The organism is Neokomagataea thailandica NBRC 106555, assembly GCF_001598495.1.
GTDB lineage: Bacteria > Pseudomonadota > Alphaproteobacteria > Acetobacterales > Acetobacteraceae > Gluconobacter > Gluconobacter thailandicus_A.
In genome coordinates this window covers 1-1,168 of the sequence record NZ_BCZB01000073.1, presented here as the reverse complement: position 1 = coordinate 1,168, position 1,168 = coordinate 1, and the positions used below count along the sequence as shown (strand labels likewise).

Genomic DNA, 1,168 nt, shown 5'->3' with positions numbered 1-1,168 from the left:
TACCGTCCGGATGGGTAACGTACCTCAGTCATAAAGGATTTGACCCTAACGCCATCCAACATGACCTGTGCGCGAACCAAGCCGCCGTCGCTTGGATTCTAGCATGGCAGCATCTAACGCACAAAAATGACAGCCCTTTACCCCCTTCACCGCTACATAACGTTCGTATAGCCGCTCCCCGGAGAGAATGTATTCGACGTATTTCTGTTCAATATAAAATACCACAACCTCTTTTAGAGTCCGTTTTAAAAACGGAGGGTGGTAAAGTCGGTGAATTACATCAAAACTCGAACCATACCTTCGATATTGGACCCGCTCAGATCAATTCTACATGGCTCCCCAAATTGGCCCCATATGGCATCACTTTTGACAAGTTACTCAATGACGAATGCCTCAATATTGAGGTTGGTGCCTGGATTTTGGCAACAGGACTGGGGGGGACAACACCATCCAACCCATTAGAATTTTGGCGTAAAGTCGGGAATTATCACTCCGCGACCCCTCAGTATAACCAAATCTATCAACGTCAAATCTGGAAAAATATTCAAAACATTTCGCACTCATACGCACGCTCTACATACTGAGGGTATGAAACGTATCCTTCTTCTGACCCTTTGTTTGCCGAGCCTTGTCGCGTGTGAGCACGTCGCTCCCCCTGTCCAACAGGGACCGGCAGTTGATATTTATAAAACCCTGAAAGCTTTTGATCAGGTCGGAGCGGTTAGATTTCCTCTGCTGAGGAATGGATCCGTTTTGCCGCCTGAACTGCATCAACGTCTCACCTGGACGTCGAGTAAGAGCTCTCACGAGACGTTAACGCTTTTAGCCGAACATATTGGTTATACGCTTATCGATCATCGGCGCACGAATCATGATGACATGAAAACTGTGATTTCGGGGATTAATAGACCCATTAATGAATACTTAAAAGAATTTGCCGCCGTTAATGAGAATTATATTTTAACTGTGGACTTTAATAATCATATTATAGAGGTAAATGATAATGTATAATATATTTAAAAATACACCAATTCTACTGTTTTCTATTTTACTCTCTAGCGCATCAAGTCACGCTGAACCCGTTGCATTTAGTCAGCTCGATACACCCATCACGGGAGCCGCGTCAGAACCGATTGCTCCATCAGATCCAAGTCTTCCCTCACTTGAG

2 protein-coding genes are annotated in these 1,168 nt (G+C 44.7%); both read left to right on the top strand.

Going from position 1 to position 1,168, the window contains the following annotated elements; all coding sequences use genetic code 11:
* On the top strand, positions 1–584 hold a 584-nt coding region (locus tag NTH01S_RS12030), incomplete at its 5' end, for a lytic transglycosylase domain-containing protein (protein WP_068173780.1).
* A 4-nt stretch (positions 585–588) separates the two neighbouring features.
* Positions 589–1,011 (top strand): hypothetical protein, encoded by a 423-nt coding sequence (locus NTH01S_RS11445; RefSeq protein WP_068173777.1) that lies wholly within the window; start codon positions 589–591, stop codon positions 1,009–1,011.
* The last annotated feature ends 157 nt before the right edge of the window (positions 1,012–1,168 follow it).